Origin of the sequence: Actinomycetospora lutea, assembly GCF_028737205.1 — a bacterium.
GTDB classification, from domain to species: domain Bacteria; phylum Actinomycetota; class Actinomycetes; order Mycobacteriales; family Pseudonocardiaceae; genus Actinomycetospora; species Actinomycetospora lutea.
Window position 1 is genome coordinate 82,064 of sequence record NZ_JAQZAL010000009.1, and the last position, 22,642, is coordinate 104,705.

The following is a 22,642-nucleotide window of genomic DNA, read 5'->3' on the forward strand; positions in this document are numbered from 1 at the left end:
TCGGCCATGGTGAACAGGCATCCCCGCCGGACCTCCCCCGGATCGCACGGCGGGGCCACCCTCCCCTCGTCGGCTCCCCCGGGAAAGGCCGGGCGACGAATTCCGTGACTATTTTCGTCAGATCACGAAGCTATTACGCCAGCTGATCGAACGACGGCCCGGCAACCGGGTGTGGACAGTCAGGCGCCGTCCAGGAGGGGCCGCACGTGCCGCCGGAAGAAGCGGCCGTCCGCGGGGTTCGACAAGGTCCCCGCGACCGCGTCCGGGGACACCCAGCGCGCCTCCGGGTTGGCCGGGTCGAGGGGCTGCAGGGTCGTCGCGGGGGCACGGAAGAGGTACAGCGTGATCGTCTTCGCCTCGGGGAGGCCGTGGCGGAAACCCGGCCGGGTGTACGACCCCAGCTCGCGCACCAGCTCCAGGTCGGTGAGCCCGGTCTCCTCGTGGATCTCGCGCCGGGCCGCGTCGAGCACGTCCTCGCCGTCCTCGACGTGCCCCTTGGGCAGCGACCACGTCCGGGCCCGCTGGCGGACCACGGCCACGCACCCGCGCGGATCGACGACCACGCCGCCCGCCGCCCGGCTCCGCATCACACCGGAGGGTGCCCCGTGGGGCGGGGCGCGACGCCGGGAGTGCGCCGCGAGGGCGTCATCCTCCTCGGGTGAGGCCCCCACGGCCGTCGGCGGAGATCGTCGCCTCGGACCCGCCGTGTCGAGGAGTGAGCCGATGATCGAGCTGTCGCCGGACGAGGTACGGAACGTGGCGGCGGAGGCCTACGCCTACCTCTACCCGCTGGTGACCATGGACGTCACCCGCATGCAGCTCACCGACACCTCCACCCCCGCCACCGGGCACACCACCCCGAACACGATCACGCACCTGCGGGAGTTCCCCTCCGCGGAGTTCCGCACGGTCGTGGCGCCGAACTTCGACACGCTCTACTCCAGCGCCTGGATCGACCTGGCGGACGGGCCGCTGCTGCTCGAGGTCCCCGACAGCGGCGGGCGGTACTACCTGCTCCCGATGCTGGACATGTGGACCGACGTGTTCGCCGCGCCGGGGTGGCGCACCACCGGGACCGAGGCGTCCCGGTTCGTCATCGCTCCGCCGGGGTGGACCGGGCAGGCACCCGATGGCGCGCAGGTGCTCCGCGCGACCACGTCGGTGGCCTGGATGATCGGGCGGACCCAGACGAACGGCCCCGCCGACTACGCGGCCGTCAACGCCTTCCAGGACGGCCTCGTCCTGACGGCCCTCGACGGCACGCCGCCGACGACCCGGGTCCGCCCGTCGGTCGCGCCGGCCGGCCTCGACCTCGCCCACGAGCCGCTGGCGGTCGTCAACGGGCTCGAGGGCGTCGAGTTCTTCACCTACGCGGCGCGGCTCCTGGCCGTCCACCCGCCGCACGCGACGGACTTCTCGGTGCTCGCCCGGATGGCGGCGATCGGCATCGTCCCCGGCGAGGAGTTCGACGCCGCCGCGCACGACCCCGACCGGATCGCCGCGATCGACGAGGGCGCGAAGGCGGCGCTCGAGCTCCAGCACGCGGCCGTGGCCCGGCTGGGGCGGATCGTCAACGGCTGGACGATGAACACCGAGACGATGGGCGTCTACGGCAACGACTACCTCAAGCGCGCGATCATCACGATGATCGGCCTGGGCGCCAACGCGGCCGAGGACGCCGTCTACCCGATGGCGCTGGCCGACGCCGACGGGGCGCCGATCGTCGGCGAGAAGGACTACGTGCAGCACTTCGCCGCCGAGGAGCTCCCGCCGGTCAAGGCGTTCTGGTCGGTGACGATGTACGACGACGACGGCTTCCAGGCGCCGAACGCGCTCGACCGCTTCGCCCTCGGCGACCGCGACCCCCTGCACCGCAACCCCGACGGCTCGATCGACCTGTACTACGGGCCCACCGACCCCGGCGGCGAGCGGACCGCGAACTGGCTGCCCGCCCCGGCCGGCCCCCTGCGCATCATGCTGCGCCTCTACGCGCCGGGCCCGACCGTGCTCGACGGCACCTGGGCGCCGCCGCCGGTGACCGTCCGGTGACGACGGGCCCCGGGAGGGCGGTCAGGTCGTGCCCTCCGCGCCGTCGGCACCGGTCTCGCGCCGGACGGTCTGCATCGCCCGGCGGAGCGCCGCGATCGCCGGCGTCCGGTCGTCGACGCGGGTGCCGAGCGAGATCGGGCAGGGCTCGGCGTCGGTGATGGGGAGGAACGCGACCTCCGGGTGGCGGTAGCTGTCGGCCACCGAGCCCCCGGTGATCGCGATCGCCTCGCCGGCGGCGACGACCTCGAGCAGCTCGTCGAGCGTGTGCACCGTGGGGCCGTGGCGCACGGGCCGCCCGCTGGGCCGGGGGTCGCACGCCCACCAGCGCACCACTGCTCGTCTGTCTCGTCGTCGACGACGGGGCGCTCGTCGTCGAGGTCGGCCAGCGCGACGGCCGACCCGGTCGACATCAGCAACGCCGTCGCGTGGCTGGCCTCCGACGAGGCGCTTCGTCACCGGCGTCGCGCTGCCGGTCGACCGTGCCGTCACGGCACACTCCAGGGCGGGTCGCGCAGATCACAGCCCGGCTAGGGTGCAGGCGCCGCGCTCGTCGTCACCCGGTGCGACGGGCCCTGGGGAGGAGGCGCGGGGATGGACGACGACGCCGGGCACGCCCTGGACGACCCGCTGCGCACGAAGGGCACGTCGTTCACCCACGAGGAGCGCCGCGAGCTCGGCATCCTGGGGCTGCTGCCCCACGCGGTGACGACGCTCGACGAGCAGGTCCGGCGCTCCTGGGGCGAGGTGCGACGCCAGGCCACCGACCTCGACCGCTACATCTACCTGCGCGCGCTCCAGGACCGGAACGAGCGCCTGTTCTACGCGGTGCTCGCGGCCGACGTGCCGACCGCGCTGCCGCTGGTCTACACCCCGACCGTCGCCGAGGGCTGCCGGCGCTTCTCCGAGATCTGGCGCCGCCCGCGGGGGCTGTACCTGTCGTGGCCCGACCGGGAGCACCTCGTCGAGGCGCTGCGCAACCGGCGGCAGCGCGAGGTCGACGTCATCGTGGTGACCGACGGCCAGCGCATCCTCGGCATCGGCGACCAGGGCGTGGGCGGCATGGGGATCCCGGTCGGGAAGCTCTCGCTGTACACCCTCATCGGCGGCATCGACCCGGCCCGCACCCTGCCGGTGCTGCTCGACGTCGGCACCGACAACCCGACGCTGCTCGACGACCCCTTCTACCTGGGCTGGCGCCACCACCGCATCGACGACGACGCCTACCGGGAGTTCGTCGACGCCTTCGTCGCCGCGGTGCAGTCCGAGCTGCCCGAGGTGCTGCTGCAGTGGGAGGACTTCGCGACGCCCCACGCGCACCCGATCCTCGAGCGCTACCGCGACCGGCTGCTGACGTTCAACGACGACATCCAGGGCACCGCCGCGGTGGCGCTCGGCGCGCTGCGGGGGGCGACCGAGGTGGCCGGCGTGCCGCTGCGCGACCAGCAGGTCGTGATGCTGGGGGCGGGCTCGGCGGGCATCGGCGTCATGGAGATGGTCCGCCAGGAGATGGTCGACGAGGGCCTGTCCCCCGAGGAGGCCCGGGCGCGCTGCTGGGTCGTGGACGTCCGCGGCCTGCTCACCACCGACCGGGACGACCTCTCCGACGCCCAGCGGGCCTTCGCCCACGACCCGGCCGACGTCGCCGGGTGGGGCGTCGCGGGCCTGCCGGGGCTCGACGATGTGGTGGCGCACGTGACCGCGGGCGTGCTCGTCGGGCTGTCCACCGCCCAGGGCGCGTTCACCGAGGACATCGTGCGGACGATGGCGGGCCGGGTCGACCGGCCGATCGTGTTCCCGCTGTCCAACCCCACCGAGAACGCCGAGGCCCGTCCGGCGGACCTCGGCGAGTGGACCGGCGGGCGGGCGCTCATCGCCACGGGGTCGCCGTTCCCGCCGCTGCACCGTGACGAGGGCGACGACATCCCCGTCGCCCAGTGCAACAACGTCTACATCTTCCCGGCGGTGGGGCTCGCGGTGACCGCGGCGCGGGCCACGCGGGTCACCGACGGCATGATGCGTGCCGCGGCCGGGGCGCTCGGCGACGCGTCGCCGGCGCTGACCGACCCGCGCGCACCGCTGCTGCCGCGCTGGTCGGACGTGCGCGAGGTCGCCGACGACATCGCCCTCGCCGTGGCCCGGCGGGCCGTGGCCGAGGGCGTCGCCCCCGCCGCGTCGGACGAGGAGCTGCGCGACGCCGTGCGGCGCACCCGCTGGGAGCCCTCGTACCGCGACGGCGGCACGCCGTAGGCGCGGTCCCGGTCCGACCAGCGTCCGGCGGCCAGCCCCGCGCAGGTCAGCACCAGCAGGGCCGTGAACGCGGCCTGCTCGCCGACGACGACGGCCGCGCCGAGGGCGGCCGTGCCGACCGCGAATCCGGCGGTGACGTTCCTGGTGATCATCGCGCCCTCCTCCGGGCTCGACGGCGTCTCTCCCCGTGGGACACCGGCCGTGCCCGATCGGCACGGTGACCGTGATCACGGGGTTCGCGGCGTGAGGATCGGCGGTCGGTCGTGTCCAACCGAATGAGCTCGACGGAAACAGCCCGCCGAGCCGTCGACAGGAAGGACCCGACGATGAGCACCCCGACCAGCCCGACCGGCACCCCCACCCCGTCGCCCGCGCCGCGCAGCAGCGTCACCCCCGCCACCACCGGAGGGTCGCCGCTCGAGAGCACGCAGGGCCGCACGACGGTCGCCGACGGCGTCGTCGCGAAGATCGCCGGCCTCGCGGCCCGCGAGATCGACGGCGTGCACGGCTTCGGCAGCAGCGCCGCACGCGCCTTCGGGGCCATCACCGACCGCATCCCCGGCGGCCGCTCGTCCACGACGCAGGGCGTGTCGGTCGAGGTCGGCGAGCGCCAGGCGGCGGTCGACCTGACCATCGTCGTGGACTACGGCGTCGCGATCGCCGACCTCGCCCGCGCCATCCGCCGCAACGTGATCTCGGCGGTGCAGCAGATGACCGGGCTCGAGGTCGTCGAGGTCAACGTCAACGTCGTCGACCTGCACCTGCCCGGCGACGACGACGGCGACGGCGACGGCGACGAGGCCGCCACCTCCGCGCCGGCCCGGGTCCGGTGACCAGGCCCGCCGGACCCGGTCGACGCGACACGGCCGACCAGGCCGTGGTGGCCGGGGTCGACGTCGACCTGGTCGCGGCGGCGGTCACCACGTGCCCGCTGGTCGCCGGCCTGCACGCCGGCGCCCACGGCACCGCCGCGACCCTGCTGCCCGGCCGCCGCGTCCCCGGGGTCCGGGTGACCGCGACGGCGGGCGAGCCCGCCCGGGTCACGGTCACCGTCGTCGCCCGCTACGGCGCGCCCCTGCCACGCCTCGTCGAGCAGGTGCGCTCCGCGGTCGCCGTCCGCGCCCCCGGCCACCCCGTCGACGTCGTCGTCGGCGACGTCTCCTGACCCCCTCCCTGGAGGTTCCCGTGTTCACCACCAACACCGTGCTGGGCCTCGCCCTCGGCGTGGCCCTCGGGTTCGCCGGCGCGTTCGGCGGGTTCGGCGCCTTCCTGCTGGTGCTCGTGCTCGGCCTCGCCGGCCTGCTCGTCGGCCGCTGGGCCGACGGCCGGCTCGACCTCACCGAGCTCGCCGAGCAGCTGCGCGGCGCCGGCTCCGACCGAGAACGGGCCCGGCGATGACCCCGGCGACGACCCCGGCGACCGGCGACCCCGGCACGCTGACCATCGCCGACGGCGTCCTCGAGAAGCTGGTGGCCGTGGCCGCCGGCGAGGTCGACGGCGTCACGGTCCCCGGGGCCGGCGGCCTGGCCGGCGTCGGCGGCACCCGCCGCGCGACCGCCCGGGTCCGGCGCACGCCGGACCGGCTGGACGTCGGCCTCGCCCTCGCGATCGCCTACCCCGCGCCGGTCGCCGCCGCGGCCGACGCCACCCGCCGGCACGTCAGCGCGCGGGTGGCCGAGCTCGCCGGGCTCACCGTGGGCCGCGTCGACGTCGACGTGACCGGCCTGCCGCACGGTGACGCGGGCGGGGACGCGGGCCGCCGCACCGGGCGGGTGGTCGCGTGATCCGCCGCTCCCGCCGGACGCTCCCGGCGGCCCTCACCGCTCTCGTGCTCCTCGCGGCGGGCGCCCTGGTGGCCACGAGCGCGATCCAGGTCCTGCTCGGACGCACCCCGCTGCTGCCCGTCGACACCGTCACCGACGTGCTGGGACGCACCACCTGGCAGGCCCCGGCCGTCCTGGTGGCCGCCGGCGTCGCCGCGGCGCTCGGCCTGGTGCTGATCGTCGCCGGCCTGTGGCCCGGCCGCACCCACGTCCTGCCGCTGCTCGCCGACCCCGCGGTCCCCGAGCTCGTCGCCGCCGGTTGGCACCGCCACGACCTCGCGGCGCGGCTGCGCCACCGCGCGCTGGGCGTCGAGGGCGTCGAGCGCGCCACCGCCCGGGTCCGGCGCCGCAGCGTGCGCGTAGCGGCCCGGACGCACCGCAGCAGCACCCCCGGGCTGCGCGAGGCGGTGGCGACCGCGGTCGGCACCGACCTCGACACGCTCGGGCTGGCGCGCCGTCCCCGCCTGCGCGTGACGGTGACCTCCGACCGGAAGGAGCGCTGATCCCCGTGGCCCGCGCCACCAACCCGCCCGCCCGCCTCAACCGTTCGCTGCTCGCCGTCGCCGGGCTCGTGCTGCTCGCCGTCGCGGCCCTCGTCGCCGGCATCGCCACGGGGCGCCTGCCCCTCGTCGCGACCGACGCCGCGCTGGTCGGGGGCGCCCTGCCGTCGTGGTGGCCGTGGGTCGCGGCCGCCGCGGGCGTCGTCGTCGGCCTGGCCGGGCTGCGCTGGCTGCTCGCGCAGGCGCGCCGCCGGCCGCCCGGGGACACCTGGACCGTCCCCGCCGGCGGCCCCGTCCCCGGCAGCACGAGCGTGTCCGGCGGCGTCACCGCGGCAGCCGTGCGCGAGGACCTGACCGGTCACGCCGCGATCGCCGACGCCCGCGTCCGCCTGACCGACGGGGCGCCCCGGCCGACCCTGTACGTCGAGCTCGACCTCGCCGCGGACGCCGACGCGCGCGACGCGGTCGGGCACCTCGAGCAGCACGCCCTGCCCCGGCTGCGCCGCGCCCTCGGCGCCGCCGCCGTCCCGACCCGACTCGTCCTGCGCACCGGCCGCACCCGCACCAGCGACCGCGTCGCCTGATCCCGCACCGCCGAAGGAGCACCACGATGTCCGACCGTCACGTCACCCCCACCGACGAGGGCTGGGCCGTCGAGAAGCCCGACGCCCAGCGCCCCAGCGCCAAGACCCCGACCCAGGCGGAGGCGATCAAGCGCGCCGTGGAGATCGTCGCCAACGACGGCGGCGGCGAGGTCGTCGTCCACGGCACCGACGGTGTGGTCCGCGAGACCCGCCGCGTCGGGTCCGGCGCCGGCGACACCGACCGCATCGCGGCCGCGCTGGCCGCGAGCGCGGCGGGCACGGGGGCCCGCGTCACCGCGCAGGCCGCCGCGGCCGAGGTGTCCGACGCCGCGGACGACGTCGCCGACGACGCCGCGGTGACCGCGAAGAAGGTGGCCGGTCAGACGCGCACGGGCGCCGAGCGCGCCGGGGCCACCGCCGCCGCGGCCGCCGCCGGCCTCGGCGATAAGGTCGAGGCCGCGCGCCGGGGCGACAAGGACGTCGCGGCGGCCGCGCAGGACGCCGCGAGCATCGCGCGGACCACCGGCGAGCAGGTCGCCGACCAGGCCGGGCGCACCGGCCGCCAGGTCGCCGACCAGGCCGGGCGCACCGGCCGCCAGGTCGCCGGCGAGGCCCGCGCCGCGGGGCGCCGGGCCGCCGCCCGCGTGGACGCGACCGCCCGCGGGGCCGGCGAGCAGCTGGCCGCGGGGGCTGACCGCGCCGCCACGATCGGCGCCGGGGTCGGCGAGGAGGTCGGCGAGGAGGTCGGCGAGGAGGCCGAGAACGCCGCCGACCGCGTCGGGAAGCGCATCCACGCCGTCACCGAGGCCGCGGCCGCCCCGCTCGACGGGCTGGCGAGGGCCCTCAACCCGGTGCGCCTGACCGGACGCGTCGTCGGTGCGGTCGCCGCGGGCGGCCTGCACCTGATCGGCGTCGGCGCGACGCGCGGCAGCGCCGCCGCCCGCGAGCGCGTGCGCGGGACCGCCCCGCGCTGACCCGGGTCGGCGCTCCCGCTCAGCCGGTGTCGAGTCCCTGCGCCGACGCCGCCGCGACCGCCTCGCCGCGGGTGGAGACGCCGAGCTTGGCGAGCACCGCGGAGACGTGGTGGTCGACGGTGCGCACCGACAGCACCAGCTCCGCGGCGATCTGCGCGTTGGTGCGCCCGCGGGCGAGCCGGCCGAGGATGTCGAGCTGCCGCTCGGTGAGCCCGAACGGGTTGGCCCGGGTCGCCGGGACCGGGCCGCGAGGCACGGCGTTCACCCCGAGCTCGCGCAGCCGGCGGCGGACCCGCGCGGCGGCGGGGACGGCGCCGAGGTCGTCGAGGAGGGTCAGCGCGCGCCGGGTGGCGTCGACGTCGCCGGAGCCGGCGAGCTCGAGGGCCTGCTCGTAGGGGTCGCCCAGCCGCTCCCAGGCCGCGGCCGCACCGGCCCAGTCCCCGCGCAGCCCGGACGCGAACGGCTCCGGGCACGCCGCGTCCGGCGTCGCCGCCGCGCCGCAGCGGGCCCGCCAGCGCAGGACCTCGGCCCGGTCGCGCCGCGGGCCCGGGGCGGCGGTGCGCTCGTCGAGCCGGGTCAGGGCGCGCTGCGCGCGGTCGGGGTCCCCGGTGAGCCACGCCTGCTCGGTCTCGGCGAGCAGTGCCGGGACCAGCAGGAGGCGGCTGTCGGCGCGGGCGGCGTGGTCGAGGGCCCACGCGAGCACGTCCTCCGCGTCGTCCGCCCCGCGCCGGACGAGCAGGCGGGCGAGCCACGGCAGGCTGTACCGGGTCGCCATCGTCTCGCCCCCGTCGGGCCGCCCGACGACCTCCCGGAGCCCGCGCTCCGCGGCGTCCCACTCGCCGCGTATCGCGAGCCACCGGTGGCGGTGGGCGAGCAGGTGGTCGGCGTAGACGCCGAGCTCGCGCTCGCGGGTGTGCGCCAGGCCCTCCTCGACCGCGCCGACGACCTCGGTCCAGCGCCCGAGCAGCGCGAGGTGCTGCGCGGCGAGGACGTGGGTGTACATGACGAACACGTGCTGGCCGGCGGTCTCGGCGAGGCGCCGGGCGGCCACCACGTCGGCCATCCCGTCGGGGTCGTCGAGCTGCACGCGCAGGGCGCCGCGCAGCATGCGGGGCAGCGCCTCGACCACGGCGACACCGACCCGCTGCGCCGTGGCGAGGGCGGCCTCGGCCATCGCGAGACCCTCCTCGCGCCGGTCGGTGTCGGCGGCGATCCACGCGTTCCAGCTCAGGGCGACGGCGAGCGCGGGGCCGTCACCCGCGGGCTGGAGCAGGTCGACCGCGCGCCGGACGGCCCGGAGCGCCTCGTGCGGGCGCAGCAGCGACCAGAGGACGGGACCGAGCGGGACCATCGCCTCGCCGAGCGCGACGGGGTCGCCGAGCTCCTCCCGCAGGCGCACGGCGGCCTCGGTGGCGGCCAGGGCGGGCGCCTGCTGGTCCATGCTCTGGTGGGCGGTGGAGCAGGCGAGGAGCACCGCGGCGTGCTCCGCGGGCGAGAGCAGGTGCGAGCGCGCGAGGACGTGCTCGTGCAGCGCGACCTCCTGGGCGTAGCTGCCCACCCGGCTCGCCTCCCGTGCCGCGGCCGGCCCGTGCCGGACGACCGCCGCGTCGTCGCCGGCTCCCGCCGCGTGGTGCACCATCCGCGCGGGGTCGGCGTCCGGGCGGGCCGCGAGCGCGGCGAGGGCGTGCGCGTGCTGCGTCATCCGCCGGCTCGCCGGGAGCGCGTTCTCCAGCGCGTGGCGGGCCAGCTCGTGGCGGAACGCGACGGCGTCGGCGCGCACCTCGACCATCCCGGCCCGCTCCGCCGGCTCCAGCACGTCGAGGTCCCCCAGCAGGGTGCGCGCCAGGGACAGCTCCACCGCGCCGGGCACCACGGCCAGCTGGTCCAGCGCGCCGCGGGTCCGCTCGTCGAGCCGGTGGGCCCGGGCGAGGACCGCGTCCACCACCGTGGCCGGCACGGCGACGTCGGCGCCGGCGTCGGCCGTCGCGAGCACCTCGGAGACGTAGAACGGGTTGCCGCCGGTGAGCCGGTAGAGCGTCGCCGACGTCAGCGTGGTGCCCCCGGCCCACCGCGCGACCGCCCCGCGCGAGAGCCGGTCGAGCGCCACCCGCTGCACCCACGGCCCGGCGAGCGCGCCGAGGACCCGGCGCAGCGCCTCGCCGACCTCCTCGTCGCGGAAGGTCAGCACCAGCACCGAGGGCAGCTCCGCGACGCGCCGGCCCAGGTAGCGCAGGACGTCGAGGGTGGCGTCGTCGGCCCAGTGCACGTCCTCGACGACGAGCACCGTCGGCCGCGACGGGTCGGCCAGCTCGGCGAGCGCCCCGGCGAGGACCGCGTCGCGGTCCCCGTCGCGCAGGGCCTCCTCGAGCGCGTCGGCGCCCGCACGGGCGATGTCGCGCAGCGGGCCCAGCGCGCGCGGCGTCAGCAGGTCGTCGCACGCCCCGAGCAGCACCCGGACGTCGCCGCGCGCCGGCGCGGTGAACGCGCGCACGAGGCTGGTCTTGCCGACGCCGGCCTCGCCGCTGATCAGCACGACCGCACCGCCCGTGCCCGCGACGGCCCGGTCGAGGGCGGCGGTGAGGAGGGCCAGTTCGTCGTCCCGCTCCAGCAGCGCCACCGGCATGACACGCACCCCCGCACCCGACGTTAGGGGACGGCGGCCGGTGCGCACCACCGTCGGAGAAGGCTCCGTGCCCGGACGGGTTCCGCGGTCGCTCCGAGCCGTCCGGCGATTGTCGGATGGATCGCACGACGATCGAGCCGATTCCCGTCCGGGAGCCAGTATGATCGTGGATCATCGAATGCACCGGCGCCGTTGAGGCATCGGCAGGAATGGCATTCTGCCGGGTGGCGCAGTTCCGGACAGGATGTGCCTGTTACCGGGATTCGTAGGACTCACGGTAGCCGAATTCACGCCGTCCCCGCATTCCTGCACGGAGCCGCGTCGTACCGCATCGTCAGGGCATGAGATCCGCGCGGCGCTTCGACGATGTGGTGATCGCCGGTCTGGCGCACCTCGATGCTCCCCACGTCGTCACCTCCTCCTTCCTCGAGGACCAGCTCGCGGACACGTTCGGGCGCCTGCGCATCGGCCCCGGCCTGCTCGAGCGCCTGTCGGGCATCCGGGAACGCCGGATCTGGGACGAGGGCACGATGCCCAGCGAGGTCGCCGCCCGCGCCGGGGAGCGCGCGCTGGCCGACAGCGGGCTCTGCCGGGACGAGATCGGCGCGCTCATCAACACCTCGGTGAGCAGGGACCACCTCGAGCCCTCCACCGCGAGCATCGTGCACGGCCTGATGGAACTGCCGCCCGAGGCCGTCAACTTCGACGTCGGCAATGCGTGTCTCGGATTCCTCGACGGCATGAACCTGGTGGCGACGATGATCGAGGCCGGGCAGATCGACCACGGCCTCGTGGTGGCCGGCGAGACGAGCCGTTTCGCCATGGAGGGCACGGTGGCCCGGCTCGCCGGCGAGGCCGCGACGCGGCGGATGTTCCACGAGCAGTTCGCGACGCTGACCGTCGGCTCGGGCGCGGTGGCGATGGTGCTCTCCCGCGCCGACGGCCCCGGCGGGCACCGGTTCGTCGGCGGTCTCGGGCGCGCGAGCACCAGGGGCAACGCCGGGCTCTGCGTCGGCCAGGGCGACGAGATGCGCACCGACAGCAAGGGCCTGCTCGAGGCGGGGATGGAGCTCGCCGGGCGGGTGTGGAAGGAGGCCGTGGCGTCGTTCGACTGGGACGCCACCGGCTACGACACCTACTGCCTGCACCAGGTGAGCAAGGTCCACACCGGCGCCGTGGTCGACCAGCTCGGGCTCGACGCCGACCGGTTCCCCTCGCTGTACCCGGAGTTCGGCAACATCGGCCCGGCCGGCGTGCCGACCGTGCTGAGCAAGGCGGTGGCCGATGGCACGGTCACCGACGGCTCGCGGGTGATGCTCATGGGCGTCGGCAGCGGCATCAACGCGGCGGCCGCCGAGGTGCGCTGGTGAGCGCCCCGACGACCGCGACCGGGCTCGCGGGCTACCCCTTCGCGCCGCGCACCGCCGACGTCGGCGGCCACCGGATGTCCTACGTGGACGAGGGCGACCGCGACGCGCCGCCGGTGCTGCTCGTGCACGGCAACCCGACCTGGTCGTTCTACTTCCGCACGCTGCTGCGCTCGCTGCCCGCCCGCGGCCGGCGCGTCCTCGCCCCCGACCACATCGGGATGGGCCTGTCGGACAAGCCGTCGCGCCACGACCACCCGCACACGCTCGCGCAGCGGGTCGCCGACCTCACCGCGTTCGTCGACGGCCTCGACCTCACCGAGCCCGTCTCGCTCGTCGTCCACGACTGGGGCGGGCCGATCGGGCTGGCGTGGGCCGCCGAGCACCCCGACCGCGTCGCCGAGATCGTCGTCATGAACACCGGCGCGTTCCCGCTGCCTCCCGACCACGGGCTGCCGTGGATGCTGCGCGCCGCGCGCCTCCCGGTCGTCAGCGACGTGCTCGTCCGCCGCCTCGGGGCGTTCTCCCTCGGCGCGCTCGTGCTGGGCACCGGGCGGGCGTGGCTGCCCGCCGAGGCCCGCCGCGGGCTGCTCGCGCCCTACGACCGCCCGGAGCACCGGGTCGCCGTGCACGCCTTCGTGCAGGACATCCCGCTCGGGCCCGCCGACCCCGCCCACCCGGTGCTCGCGCGCCTCGAGGAGCGGCTCCCGCTGCTCGACGCCCACCCCGTGCAGGTCCACTGGGGAATGAAGGACCCCGTGTTCGACGCCGACATCCTCGCCCACGTCGAGCGCCGGCTCCCCCGCGCCGAGGTGTTCCGCTACCCCGACGCCGGCCACTACGTGCTCGAGGACGAGCCGGAGGCGATCGGCGCGCGGGTCGACGCGTTCCTGGACCGGCGATGACCGGCACCGCCGTCGCCACGCTCGACGCGATGCTCGCCGACCGGGCGCGGGCGGACCCGGACCGGGCGGCCCTGGTCCTGCCGGCGCCCGGACGTGCCGTGCTCGAGCCCGTCCTCGGCGAGCACGCCACCCGCACCGTGACCTTCGGCGCGCTCGACCGGCGCGTCGACCACGTCGCCGCCGGGCTGCACGCCGCCGGCCTGGGACCGGGCGCGCGGGTCGCGCTGCTGGTCCCGCCGATCGCCGACTTCTTCGTCCTCGCCTACGCGCTCATGCGGGCCCGCGCCGTGCCGGTCGTGGTCGACCCGGGGATCGGGCTGCGCCGCGTCCGCAGCTGCCTGGGCGAGGCCGCGCCCGACGCGTTCGCCGGCGTCGCGAAGGCCCACCTCGCGCGCCGCGCCCTGGGCTGGTGCCCCGACGCGCGGCTGGCGATCACCGCCGGCGGGCTGCCGGTCCCGGGCACGACGCCCCTGCGCCACCTCGAGCGCCACGGCGCGCGTGACGGTGCCGACCGGCCCGCGGAGCGCCCCGCGGGCTCCCCCGCCGCGATCGTCTTCACCAGCGGTAGCACCGGCCCGCCCAAGGGCGTCGAGCACCACGATGACGGCCTCGTCGCCCAGGCCGCGCTGGTCCGCGATCTGTACGGGCTCGGGCCCGGCGACGTGAGCCTCGCGACCTTCCCGCCGTTCGCCCTGTTCGGGCCGGCGCTGGGGATGACCACGGTCGTGCCGCGCATGGACCCGACCCGCCCCGCGCGCGTCCGCGCCGGACGGCTCGTGCGGGCGGCGCGGCGCACGGGCGCGACGACCATGTTCGGTTCGCCCGCCGTGCTCGACCGGCTCGGCCGCGACGCCCCTGCCGGCACGGTCCTCCCGGAGCTGCGGACCGTGATCTCCGCCGGCGCGCCGGTCCCCCGCGACGTCCAGCGCCGGGTGCTCACGCTGCTCGGCGCCGGCGCCCAGGTGCACACCCCCTACGGCGCGACCGAGGCGCTGCCCGTCGCGACGATCGGCAGCGACGAGCTGCTCGACCTGCCCGACGACGGCATCTGCGTCGGCCGCCCGGTGCCCGGTGTCGACGTGACCCTGATGCGGGTCGTCGACGGCCCCGTCGAGGCCCTGACCCCGGAGCTCGCCGTGCCCGCGGGCGAGGTCGGCGAGGTGGTGGTCCGCGGCCCGGTCGTCAGCCGGCGCTACGCCGACCGGCCGGAGGCCACCGCGGCGACGCGGGTCGACTGGGACGGGGTGCCGGCGCACCGCATGGGCGATCTCGCCTCCCGGGACCCCGCCGGGCGGCTGTGGTTCGCCGGGCGGGTGTCGCACGTCGTCCCCACCACGAGCGGACCGCTCTACAGCGTGCCGTGCGAGGAGGTGCTCAACCGGGACCCGGCGGTGCGGCGCTGCGCGCTCGTGGGTCTCGGCACCGGACCGGTCCGCCGGCCCGTCCTCGTCGTCGAGCCCGCCCCGGGCACCGACCCCACCGACGACCTGCGGGCGCGGCTGCTCGGCGTCGCCGGCGCGGACGACCGCACGCGCGCCGTCGAGGACGTCGTGTTCCACCCCGCGCTGCCGGTGGATCCCCGCCACAACTCGAAGATCGACCGGGAGGCGCTGGCCCGCTGGGCGGGCGGGGAGCGGGCGTCGTGAAGGCGCTGGTGACCGGGGGCGGCGGCTTCCTCGGCGGCGCGGTGGTGGATGCCCTGCTCGCGCGGGGCGACGAGGTCACGAGCCTCGCCCGCGGCGAGTACCCCGATCTCGCGGCGAAGGGCGTGCGCACGCTGCGCGGCGACCTCGCCGACCCGTGCGCCGCCCGCGACGCCGTGGCCGGCCAGGACGTCGTCGTGCACGTCGCGGCGAAGGCGGGCCTGTGGGGACGGGACGCGGACTTCCACCGCAGCAACGTGGAGGGCACCCGCGTGCTGCTCGACGCCTGCCGCACCGCGGGCGTGGGGCGCTTCGTCTTCACCAGCACGCCCAGCGTCGTGCACGCCGGCGGCGACATCGTCGGCGGCGACGAGTCGCTGCCCTACGCCGAGCGCTACGACTCCGCCTACCCGCGTACCAAGGCGCAGGCGGAGCGCCTGGTGCTCGCGGCCGACTCCCCGGACCTCGCGACCACGGCCCTGCGCCCGCACCTCATCTGGGGGCCGGGCGACACCCAGCTCGTCCCCCGCATCCTCGCCCGGGCCCGCGCCGGCACCCTGCGCCTCGTGGGCGACGGCTCCGCGCTGATCGACACGACCTACATCTCCGACGCCGCGACCGCGCACCTCGACGCCGTCGACCACCTCCGCCCCGGGGCGCCGTGCGCGGGGCGCGCGTACTTCGTGACCTCCGGCGACCCGCGCCCGGTGCGCGAGCTCGTGGACGGGATCCTCGCGGCGGGCGGTCTCCCCCCGGTGCGCGGCACCGTGCCCCGCCCCGTCGCCGTGGCCGCCGGTGCCGCGGTCGAGGCGGCGTGGTGGACCCTCGGGCGGATCACCGACCTCGGCGAACCGCCGATGACCCGGTTCCTGGCGCGCCAGCTCGCGACCACCCACTGGTTCGACATCTCGGCGGCCCGCCGCGACCTCGACTACCGGCCGCGGGTCGACGTCGACGCCGGCCTCGACCGCCTGGCCCGCGCGCTGGCGGCCTGACCGTCCGGTCCGCGACACGAAGCTGGCGCGCATGCCCGGAGGTGTGGCGGGGCCCGCCACACCTCCGGGCGTGCGCGCACCGCTCGTCACCCTCGCCGCCGTCGTCCTGGCGCAGTGGTCGGACCTCCGCCGCCCGCCGCGGTGCGTCGGGTGGCGGGGATCGCGGCGTCCGTGGGGTACTCCACGCCCGACAGCGCCGCCGAACCCTCCCGGAGAGCCCCATGTACCTCGCGATCGAGAGCCACAGCGTCGAGCTCAAGCTGCCCGAGCACACGACCGACCTCTACGCGTCCTACTGGGAGCGCCTGGGACCGGACACGATCGCGAAGGTCCTCGCGGACAACGACGCCGGCGAGCTCTCCGAGGACCGCCAGAGCGTCATGATCCCCGTGGCCACGCTGCGGCGCCTCGCCGCCGGCCGCGTCCCCGAGGGATGGGACGCCGACTTCGAGGCCATGCTCGCCAAGGCCCGCGAGCGGGGGTGGCTCAACGAGGCCGGCGACGCCGTGCAGGCGCACCTCGAACGGGAGCGTTGACGGTGATGGCACCCCGTTCGGTCTGGAGCGGAGCGATCACCTTCGGACTCGTGACGATCCCGGTCGGGCTCTACAGCGCCACCGAGGACCACACGGTCCACTTCCACCAGTACGTCCGCGGCACGTCGGACCGCGTCCGCAACCAGCGCATCAACGAGCGCACGGGCGAGGCGGTGCCGACCGAGGACGTGGTCAAGGGCCGCGAGGTGGAGGGCGAGATCGTCGTCGTGGAGCCCGACGAGCTCCGCGAGATCGCTCCCGGCCGCTCGCAGGCCATCGACGTCATCGAGTTCGTCGACCTCGCCGAGATCGATCCCGTGTACTTCGACCGCACCTACTGGGTGGCGCCGAGCGACCAGCGCTACGAGCACTCCTACGGCCTGCTCTGCCGCGCGCTCGCGCAGAGCGGGCGCGCCGGGATCGCCACGATGACCATGCACGGGAGCGAGCACCTCACCGCGCTGCGCGCCGACGGCGACGTGCTGGCGCTGCAGACCCTGTTCTGGGCCGACGAGGTCCGCGACCCGGCCGAGCAGCTCTCGTCGCTGCCGGTGCAGGAGGACCCGAAGCGCCAGGAGCTCGACACGGCGATCCAGCTCGTCGCCGCGATGACGACCACCTGGAAGCCCGACCAGTACGAGGACACCTACACCCGGCGGGTCGAGCAGCTCGTCGCCGACAAGCGCGAGGGGCGCGAGGTCGTGCCCGCCGAGGCGCCCGAGGACGCCACCGAGGTCAGCGACCTCCTGGAGGCCCTGCGCCGCAGCGTGGACGCGGCCGGTGCGGGCGAGCAGGGCGAGCAGGGCGAGCAGGGCGAGCAGGGCGAGCAGGGCGACGATCTCTCCGGCCTAAGCAAGGCCGAACTCACCGCCCGGGCGCGCGAGCTCGACATCTCCGGCCGCTCGAGGATGAACCGCGACGAGCTCGCGCGCGCCGTCGCCGACGCGAGCGGGGCGTCCCGGGCGTCGTGACGGCTCCGACGCACCGACGCACCCACGCACCGACGCGGCGTGGGACAGCGGACGTGCACGACCGGAGGAGCCGCCTCCGGACGGTCCGGCTCAGGGGCCGGTGAGCTCGCGGGCGTGGGCCGTGACGTGGGGGACCCGGGCAGGCGCGCCGACCGCGGCTCACCCCCGGGCGATCCCGCCGAGCAGCGTGTCGACGATCCGCGCCGGCATGTCGGGGTCGACCGGCTCGCGGGTGAGCACGACCCGGAAGTGCACGGGACTCACGAGCATCTCGATGACCAGGCGGGGGTCGACGGTGTCCGGCAGGTCCCCGCGCTCGATCGCGCGGGTGACGATCTGCCGCGAGCGCGCGGAGCGCGTGTCCCAGTAACGGTCGCGGGCGCGCTGCGCGTCGGGGTCGTCGCCGGCGGCCGCGAGCGCGTGCTCCAGCGCGTGGCCCAGCGGGGTGGCCAGGAACGCGGCCAGGTCGCGGGCGTAGGCGGTGAGGTCCTCGCGCAGGTCGCCGGTGTCGGGCACGCGGAGTCCTTCGGTGACCTCGAGGAGCGCGTCGAGCAGCAGGTTCTCCCGGTTGCCCCACCGGCGGTAGATCGACGTCTCGTGCACCCCGGCGCGCTCGGCGACCTCGGCGATCTTCAGGCCCTCGAGACCGCGGGACCGCAGGAGCGCGAACGTCGCATCGAGGACGGCGGCCCGGACCCGCGCCGACCGGCCCCCGGGTCGCCGCTTCACCTCCGGTCCGCCCATGCCGGCACTCTAACGCAAGCGGACTTGCTTTTCGCGCCCCACCGGCCGCACACTGCTGACGCAGGTCGACTGGACTTTAGGAGCAGCCATGCAGATCGATCGCGACGTCGCGGTCCCGACCCGCGACGGGTCCCCGATCGTCGTGGACGTCTTCCGCCCCGAGGGCGACGGACCGTTCCCGGTCATCGCCTCGATCAGCCCCTACGGCAAGGACGTGCACTGGCCCGACCGCTACCCGCTCTACGACCTCGTCCCCCAGAACGAGCACATGGTCTGGGAGACCCCGGACCCCGTGTGGTGGACCGCGCGCGGCTACGCCCTGCTGCGGGCCGACACGCGCGGCACCGGCGGGTCCCCCGGTCGGCTGGATCTCTACGGGCCGCAGGACGCCGAGGACTTCTACGACGTCGTCGAGTGGGCGGCCGGCCGGCCCTGGAGCAGCGGCCGGGTGGCGTCCAGCGGCATCTCCTGGCTGGCGATGATGGGCTGGCGCGTCGCGGCGCTCCGCCCGCCGCACCTGGCCGCGGTGATCGCCTGGGAGGGCGCCACCGACTTCTACCGCGAGATGGCCTACCAGGGCGGCCTGTACGCCAACGGGTTCGTCGACTTCTGGTGGGACCGCCAGATCGAGCCGCAGCGCACCGGCCGCGAGGGCGACGACTGGCGCGAGGTCCTCCCGCAGCACCCCCTGCTCGACGACTATCACCGGGCCCGCACCACCGACCTCGATCGCGTCACCGTGCCGGTGCTCTCCGCGGCCAACTGGGGCCCCCTGCACCTCCACCTGCGCGGCAACATCGAGGGCTGGCGCCGGGCCGCCTCGACCGACAAGTGGCTCGTGGTGCACACCGGCACCCACATCGACCCCTATTACGCCGACTGGGCCCAGGAGCTGCAGCTGCGGTTCCTCGACCGCTTCCTCCGGGACCGGCCCGAGCGCATGGACGGCGTGCCCCCGGTCCAGCTCGCCGTCCGCCACGGCCGCGACGTCGTGTGGCGCGAGGCCACCGACTTCCCGCTGCCGGGCACGCGGTGGCGCGAGCTCTACCTCGACACGGAGCAGCTCGACTGGACGCCGCCCGGCGCCGCCGGCGAGATCGACCACCCCGCCACCCTGGAGACGGCCCCGGTCGACGAGCCGCTCGAGCTGACCGGGCCGGCCGCCCTGCGGCTGTGGGTGTCGAGCGACCAGGACGACCTCGACGTCTTCGTCCGCCTGCAGCACCTCGACGCCGCGGGGGACCCGATCCCGGCGATCGGCCCGCAGGGCGGGCCGCTGCCGATGGCCATGGGGTGGCTGCGGGCCTCGCACCGCGAGACCGACGCGGAGCTCTCCGAGCCGCACCGACCGTGGCACCGCCACGACCGCGAGACGCCGCTCGTCCCCGGCGAGCCGACCCTGCTCGAGATCGAGATCTGGCCGACCAGCATCACGCTCGCCCCGGGCGAGCGGCTGCGCCTGGAACTGCTCACCGAGGACGCCGACATGGGGATGATGGCGCACACCCATCCCGGGCTCCGCCGCCCCGCGGCCGCGACGATCCACGTCGGCGGCGAGCACGCCTCGCACCTGCTGGTGCCGGTCATCCCCGCCGGGTAGCGCCCCTCAGCCCTGCTCGGCCACCCGCGCGTCCCGCGGGTCCGGCGGCACGACGATCACGGGGCACCGGGCGTGCGCGGCGAGGCCGCGGCGGGTGCTGTGGCGGGGGTGGCGCCAGCCGTGCTCCCCCACCCCGAGCACGACGAGCCCGGCGTCGCGCGCCTGGTCGGCGAGCACCCGGTCGGCCCGGTCCTCGGCGAGCACGACCTGCAGCGTCGCCGGACGCGCGGGACCGACGTCCGGGAGCACGTCCGAGAGCAGGCGGGCATCCGGACCGGCGCGCACCACGACCAGCGGGGCCCCGCGCGCCGCGGCCCGCTGCGCGGCGAAGCGCAGGGCACCGCGGCAGCCCGCCGTGCCGTCGTCGCCGACCACCACGACGTCGCCGCGCGTCGCGGTCGAGGTGGCAGTGGAGGTCGAGGGCACGACGGCCACCGGCACGTCGACGTGGCCGACGAGACCGCGGGCGACGCCGCCCAGGGTGAGCTCGCCGATCAGCCCGAACCCGTCCGTGCCGACGACGAGCACCGACGCCGCCGGGGCCTGGGCCCGCAGCACCCCGATCACGTCGCCCTCCACCACGGCCTCCTCGACCGCGAGCCCGGGAGCGGTTTTTCGCGCGACCGCGGCCATGGCGGCGAGCTCGCCGCGGGCCAGCCCGACCAGGCCCTGACGGACGTCGACACCGACCACGGCCCGGCCCGGGTAGCTCCCGACCGGGATCGTCAGCGCGTGCACCAGCCGCAGACCGACGCCGCGGTCGCGCGCCTCGGACGCCGCCCACCGCACCGCCGCCTCGCCCAGACCGTGGAGGGGCACGCCGACGACGACGGGCTCCTCTCCCTCGCCGGTCACGCGACGACCTCCAGGACCCGGGACATGGCCACCTCCTCCGTGGTCTCCCCATGGTCGTCCCGGAGGCGGACCGAGCCCCAGGGCCGAACGACCCGGACCCGCCCCGGGACCTCCGGCGACGCCGGACGGGACCTGCGGACCTCGTCCCGGCGCGCGGGACGGACTGGACTCCTCCCGGGGGGACGAGGACCAGTCACGGAGGACGCGCGGTGGGCACCCCTACGGTCGGTACGGAGCGCGCCGCGCTGCGCGACGCGGTGGCCCGCGCGCTGCGGGCACCCTCGGAGCACAACGCGCAGCCCTGGCGGTGGGTCCTCGGGCCCGACCACCTCGATCTCCACGTCGACCCGACGCGTCGGCTGCCCTTCACCGACGAGCGGGGCCACGGCGTGCTGCTCGGCTGCGGTGCCGCCCTGCACCACCTGCGGGTCGCGCTCGGCGCCCGGGGGTGGCACGCCGACGTCCGCCACCAGCCCGAGGACCCCTCGGGCCGCCCGCTCGCCCGCGTGCGGATCCGGCCAGCGACCGACGGCCCAGGGCCGTGGACCCTCCGGCACGCGGCCGCGATCGACCGGCGCCACACCGACCGTCGCCGGTTCTCCGGGGGCTCGGTCCCCGTCACCGCCCTGCAGGAGCTCGACGACGCGGCGCGGCCCTTCGGCGGGGTCCTCCACCTCGCCTACGGCGGCCACCGCGCCGTGGTCGCGGACGCCATGCGCGAGGCCGCGGAACGGCAGCCCACCCACGAGGGCTACGTCGCCGAGCTGGACCGGTGGACCCACCGCTACGCCGGCGGCCACGACGGCATCCCGGCGAGCGCCCGTCTCGACGGACCCCCGCCGGACTACCGCGACCTCGTGCTGCGCTGGTTCCCGCGCGGCACGCTGCGCCAGCCGCGCGGCGGCGCGGACCACGACGACGCGTCGGTGCTGGCGGTGCTCACCGCGGTCGACGAGAGCCCTGTGTCGGTGCTGCGGGCCGGCGAGGCCCTCAGCGCGATCCTGCTCGAGGCCACGGCCCAGGGGCTCGGGACCACGCCGATCACGCAGGTCCTCGAGGTTCCGGAGACGCGGGAGCGCGTGCGCCACCGGGTCGTGGGGGCGCACCGGCCGCCGGTCTGCGTGCTGCGCCTCGGCCGCCCGGACCCGCTGAGCCCGCCCCTGGTCCCGACACCGCGGCGCCCCCTCGCGGAGGTCCTGAGCGAGACGGGGTGAGCGTCAGGACGCCTCCGGGACGACGACGACCCTGCCGCGCAGCGTGCCCGCGGACGCCTCCGCGTGCACCGCCGCCAGCTCCGCCAGCGGGACCCGCCGGTCGACGTGGACCCGCAGCTCGCCGCGGTCGACCATCGCCACGAGCCGCGCCAGCTCGTCGGCGTCGCTGCGGACGAAGACGTCGACGGCGCGCACGCCGCGGGCCTCGTCGGCGGGCGCCGGCGTCCGCGGCACCGTGTTGACGACGACGCCGCCGTCACGGACCAGGGCGACGAGCGCGGCGAGCTGCTCCGGGGTGATCGTGGCGAGGTTGAGCAGGACGTCGACGGGCTCCCCCACCGCGGCCACCACGTCGGTGGCCGTGTGGTCGACGACCTCGTCGGCACCGGCCGACGTCAGCCGCTCCCGGCTGCGGGGGGTGCCGGTGGCGATGACGTACGCCCCGGCGTGCTTCGCGAGCTGCACGGCGTAGCCGCCCACGCCGCCGCTCGCCCCGTTGATCAGCACGCGCTGCCCGGCGGTCAGCTTCGCGTCGTCGAGCAACGCCTGCCACGCGGTGAGCCCCACCATCGGCAGCGCGGCCGCGTCGGGCAGGGGGATGCTCGTGGGCGCCGCGGCCAGGACCTCGGCCGGCGCGATCGCGTACTCCGCGGCGGCGCCGTCGGGCACCATCGGCAGGAAGCCGACGACCGCGTCGCCGACCGCGAGGCCGTCCACCCCGGCGCCGAGCGCGTCGACCGTGCCGGCGACCTCGATGCCGGGGATGTGCGGCAGCGTCACCGGGAAGGGGCCCTGGAGCCAGCCGCCGCGGATGCCGTCGTCGACGAGGTTGACCGTCGTCGCGGCGACCCGCAGCCGGACCTCGCCGGCGCCGGGATCCGGACGGTCCACCTCCTCGTGGCGCAGGACGTCGGCCTCGCCGAACTCGTGGAACCGGATCGCCTTCATCGGGGGGCCTCGCTCTCGATCACCAGATGCTTCCAACTCGAAGCACTGGACCCGACGCTAGACG

At 76.5% G+C, this 22,642-nt stretch carries 23 protein-coding genes; 17 read left to right on the top strand and 6 right to left on the bottom strand.

Annotated features, from left to right (window positions below):
• Positions 1-179 precede the first annotated feature (179 nt).
• Complete coding sequence (locus PHK61_RS11905; RefSeq protein WP_274281189.1) at positions 180-587, bottom strand: NUDIX domain-containing protein; 408 nt, start codon at positions 585-587, stop codon at positions 180-182.
• 136 nt (positions 588-723) lie between these two features.
• Between PHK61_RS11905 and PHK61_RS11910 the strand changes: the two genes are divergently transcribed.
• Complete coding sequence (locus tag PHK61_RS11910; protein WP_274281190.1) at positions 724-2,049, top strand: DUF1254 domain-containing protein; 1,326 nt, start codon at positions 724-726, stop codon at positions 2,047-2,049.
• A gap of 21 nt (positions 2,050-2,070) precedes the next feature.
• On the opposite strand, the gene PHK61_RS11915 is transcribed toward PHK61_RS11910, so the two are convergent.
• Positions 2,071-2,379, bottom strand: coding sequence for a type 2 periplasmic-binding domain-containing protein (locus PHK61_RS11915; RefSeq protein WP_274281191.1), 309 nt, complete (start codon positions 2,377-2,379; stop codon positions 2,071-2,073).
• Positions 2,380-2,640: 261 nt separating this feature from the next.
• Here PHK61_RS11915 and PHK61_RS11920 point away from each other — a divergent pair, with 261 nt between their 5' ends.
• From PHK61_RS11920 to PHK61_RS11955, 8 genes are all read left to right on the top strand, one after another.
• Entirely contained in the window at positions 2,641-4,296 is a 1,656-nt protein-coding gene (locus tag PHK61_RS11920) for an NAD-dependent malic enzyme (RefSeq protein ID WP_274281192.1), read from the top strand.
• A gap of 326 nt (positions 4,297-4,622) precedes the next feature.
• Positions 4,623-5,129: an Asp23/Gls24 family envelope stress response protein gene (locus PHK61_RS11925; RefSeq protein ID WP_274281193.1), complete on the top strand. Its 507-nt coding sequence runs from the start codon at positions 4,623-4,625 to the stop codon at positions 5,127-5,129.
• The gene (locus tag PHK61_RS11930) at positions 5,126-5,461 is read left to right on the top strand and encodes a hypothetical protein (protein WP_274281194.1); all 336 of its coding nucleotides are present in this window, start codon (positions 5,126-5,128) and stop codon (positions 5,459-5,461) included. Before PHK61_RS11925 ends, PHK61_RS11930 begins: the two co-directional genes overlap by 4 nt.
• Positions 5,462-5,481: 20 nt before the next feature.
• Entirely contained in the window at positions 5,482-5,694 is a 213-nt protein-coding gene (locus PHK61_RS11935; protein WP_274281195.1) for a DUF2273 domain-containing protein, read from the top strand.
• Positions 5,691-6,080, top strand: a complete 390-nt coding sequence (locus tag PHK61_RS11940) for an Asp23/Gls24 family envelope stress response protein (RefSeq protein ID WP_274281196.1) — start codon at positions 5,691-5,693, stop codon at positions 6,078-6,080. Before PHK61_RS11935 ends, PHK61_RS11940 begins: the two co-directional genes overlap by 4 nt.
• Entirely contained in the window at positions 6,077-6,622 is a 546-nt protein-coding gene (locus tag PHK61_RS11945; RefSeq protein WP_274281197.1) for a DUF6286 domain-containing protein, read from the top strand. The genes PHK61_RS11940 and PHK61_RS11945 overlap by 4 nt, the downstream gene beginning before the upstream one ends.
• 5 nt (positions 6,623-6,627) lie before the next feature.
• The gene (locus PHK61_RS11950; RefSeq protein WP_274281198.1) at positions 6,628-7,203 is read left to right on the top strand and encodes a hypothetical protein; all 576 of its coding nucleotides are present in this window, start codon (positions 6,628-6,630) and stop codon (positions 7,201-7,203) included.
• 26 nt (positions 7,204-7,229) lie between these two features.
• On the top strand, positions 7,230-8,177 hold the full coding sequence (locus tag PHK61_RS11955; RefSeq protein ID WP_274281199.1) for a DUF2188 domain-containing protein: 948 nt from the start codon (positions 7,230-7,232) through the stop codon (positions 8,175-8,177).
• 19 nt (positions 8,178-8,196) lie between these two features.
• Here PHK61_RS11955 and PHK61_RS11960 read toward each other — a convergent pair whose 3' ends face one another.
• Entirely contained in the window at positions 8,197-10,800 is a 2,604-nt protein-coding gene (locus tag PHK61_RS11960) for an ATP-binding protein (RefSeq protein ID WP_274281200.1), read from the bottom strand.
• Positions 10,801-11,141: 341 nt separating this feature from the next.
• On the opposite strand from PHK61_RS11960, the gene PHK61_RS11965 reads away from it, so the two are divergent.
• The 6 genes from PHK61_RS11965 (at position 11,142) to ku (ending at position 17,217) form a co-directional block, all read left to right on the top strand.
• Positions 11,142-12,170, top strand: a complete 1,029-nt coding sequence (locus PHK61_RS11965) for a 3-oxoacyl-ACP synthase III (RefSeq protein WP_274281201.1) — start codon at positions 11,142-11,144, stop codon at positions 12,168-12,170.
• Positions 12,167-13,072, top strand: a complete 906-nt coding sequence (locus PHK61_RS11970; RefSeq protein WP_274281202.1) for an alpha/beta fold hydrolase — start codon at positions 12,167-12,169, stop codon at positions 13,070-13,072. The genes PHK61_RS11965 and PHK61_RS11970 overlap by 4 nt, the downstream gene beginning before the upstream one ends.
• Positions 13,069-14,718, top strand: a complete 1,650-nt coding sequence (locus tag PHK61_RS11975) for a fatty acid CoA ligase family protein (protein ID WP_274281203.1) — start codon at positions 13,069-13,071, stop codon at positions 14,716-14,718. The genes PHK61_RS11970 and PHK61_RS11975 overlap by 4 nt, the downstream gene beginning before the upstream one ends.
• The gene (locus PHK61_RS11980) at positions 14,715-15,710 is read left to right on the top strand and encodes an NAD-dependent epimerase/dehydratase family protein (protein WP_274281204.1); all 996 of its coding nucleotides are present in this window, start codon (positions 14,715-14,717) and stop codon (positions 15,708-15,710) included. Before PHK61_RS11975 ends, PHK61_RS11980 begins: the two co-directional genes overlap by 4 nt.
• 221 nt (positions 15,711-15,931) lie before the next feature.
• Positions 15,932-16,246 carry a hypothetical protein gene (locus tag PHK61_RS11985; protein ID WP_274281205.1) on the top strand — a complete coding sequence of 105 codons (315 nt, stop codon included), beginning with the start codon at positions 15,932-15,934 and terminating at the stop codon, positions 16,244-16,246.
• Positions 16,247-16,251: 5 nt separating this feature from the next.
• On the top strand, positions 16,252-17,217 hold the full coding sequence (ku, locus tag PHK61_RS11990) for a non-homologous end joining protein Ku (protein ID WP_274281206.1): 966 nt from the start codon (positions 16,252-16,254) through the stop codon (positions 17,215-17,217).
• Positions 17,218-17,376: 159 nt separating this feature from the next.
• Here the strand turns inward: ku and PHK61_RS11995 are convergent, their stop codons facing one another.
• Positions 17,377-17,961, bottom strand: coding sequence for a TetR/AcrR family transcriptional regulator (locus PHK61_RS11995; protein WP_274281207.1), 585 nt, complete (start codon positions 17,959-17,961; stop codon positions 17,377-17,379).
• Between the two features lie 88 nt (positions 17,962-18,049).
• Here PHK61_RS11995 and PHK61_RS12000 point away from each other — a divergent pair, with 88 nt between their 5' ends.
• Positions 18,050-19,561 (top strand): CocE/NonD family hydrolase, encoded by a 1,512-nt coding sequence (locus PHK61_RS12000; RefSeq protein ID WP_274281208.1) that lies wholly within the window; start codon positions 18,050-18,052, stop codon positions 19,559-19,561.
• A 6-nt stretch (positions 19,562-19,567) separates the two neighbouring features.
• On the opposite strand, the gene PHK61_RS12005 is transcribed toward PHK61_RS12000, so the two are convergent.
• Positions 19,568-20,416, bottom strand: coding sequence for a universal stress protein (locus PHK61_RS12005; protein WP_274281209.1), 849 nt, complete (start codon positions 20,414-20,416; stop codon positions 19,568-19,570).
• A gap of 209 nt (positions 20,417-20,625) precedes the next feature.
• On the opposite strand from PHK61_RS12005, the gene PHK61_RS12010 reads away from it, so the two are divergent.
• Positions 20,626-21,630 carry an Acg family FMN-binding oxidoreductase gene (locus tag PHK61_RS12010; RefSeq protein WP_274281210.1) on the top strand — a complete coding sequence of 335 codons (1,005 nt, stop codon included), beginning with the start codon at positions 20,626-20,628 and terminating at the stop codon, positions 21,628-21,630.
• Positions 21,631-21,633: 3 nt separating this feature from the next.
• Here PHK61_RS12010 and PHK61_RS12015 read toward each other — a convergent pair whose 3' ends face one another.
• Positions 21,634-22,578, bottom strand: a complete 945-nt coding sequence (locus PHK61_RS12015; RefSeq protein ID WP_274281211.1) for an NADP-dependent oxidoreductase — start codon at positions 22,576-22,578, stop codon at positions 21,634-21,636.
• Between the last annotated feature and the right edge of the window lie 64 nt (positions 22,579-22,642).